Source organism: Streptomyces termitum (assembly GCF_014650175.1).
Lineage (GTDB): Bacteria > Actinomycetota > Actinomycetes > Streptomycetales > Streptomycetaceae > Streptomyces > Streptomyces termitum.
Window position 1 is genome coordinate 1 of the sequence record NZ_BMUL01000037.1, and the last position, 1192, is coordinate 1192.

General features: G+C 60.7%; 1 protein-coding gene. It reads left to right on the forward strand.

Annotated elements, in window-relative coordinates:
• Positions 1-1145: hypothetical protein (locus IE219_RS32680; RefSeq protein WP_229850270.1), on the forward strand; the 1145-nt coding region annotated here is incomplete at its 5' end.
• Positions 1146-1192 lie beyond the last annotated feature (47 nt).

The window sequence follows — 1192 nt, forward strand, 5'->3', positions numbered from 1 at the left end:
TTGGCGGAGCGGCCGGCTTCGGTAACTTTCAAGGCGGCGGCTACAATGCTATGAGTGCCAACAGCGCGAATGCCAACAGCTTCCAGGCTGGGGGATACCAAGCTGGAGGTCTCGGTGGTTTCGGCGCCGGCGGCAGCAGCTTTTCGTCCAGCCAGCAAAGCTCGAGCGTCTCGTCGGTCAGCTCCAGCTTCCAAAGCTTGAATGGGCTCATCGGCGGCTTCCAATCCCAGCTCGCGGCCGGCCAGCTCACTCGGGACCTCGCGTTCCAGCGATGCCAGCAACTTGCCCAGTCCCTCCAGGCCGTCTTGAGCCAAGCCACCAACTGTGCCACTTGCTTCAACATCGGTCAATTCGGCAGCATCGCCTCGAGCACCTTGATCCAGTTCACCAACTTTGTGAGCTCGTTGCAAACCAGCTTTGATGGAAGCGCCTTCAGCCGAATCGCGTCTCCCTTGTCGGGTCTCACCTCGTCCTTCCAGCAGTTCTTCCAGAGGACGTCCGCTTCCTCTGCGATCAGCACCAGCAGCCTCATCCCGCAGAACTTCGGCCCGGTCTTCCAAGGCATCATGCCCTCGGTCGTCCAGCAGTTCAGCGCCAACAGCTTTAACCAGCAATCCAGCAGCAACAGCTTCCAGGCTGGTGGGTTCGGCGCCGGCGGCAGCAGCTTCTCGTCCAGCCAGCAGAGCTCGAGCGTCTCGTCGGTCAGCTCCAGCTTCCAAAGCTTGAACGGGCTCATCGGCGGCTTCCAGTCTCAGCTCGCGGCCGGCCAGCTCACTCGCGACATCGCGTTCCAGCGATGCCAGCAACTCGCCCGGTCCTTCCAGGCCGTCCTGAGCCAAGCCAACAACTGCGGCACCTGCTTCAAAAGCCCGGGCCAATTCGGTAGCATCGCCTCGAGCACCTTTAGCCAATTCACCAACTTTGTGAGCTCGCTGCAGACCAGCTTTGGCGGAGATGCCTTGAGCCAAATCGCGTCTCCCTTGGCGTCGCTCAGCTCGTCGTTCCAGCAGTTCTACCAACGGACCTCAGCCTCTTCGGCTGTCAGCTCCACCAGCATCTTCCCCCAGGACTTCGCCTCGGTCATGCAGCCCATCATGCCCTCGCTCGGCCCAGTCTTCCAACAGTCGGCCTTCCAGAAGAAGTAGATCATTGCTTTTTCTGTTGTTACCCTCGCTAGGGAGACTCCCTTGCC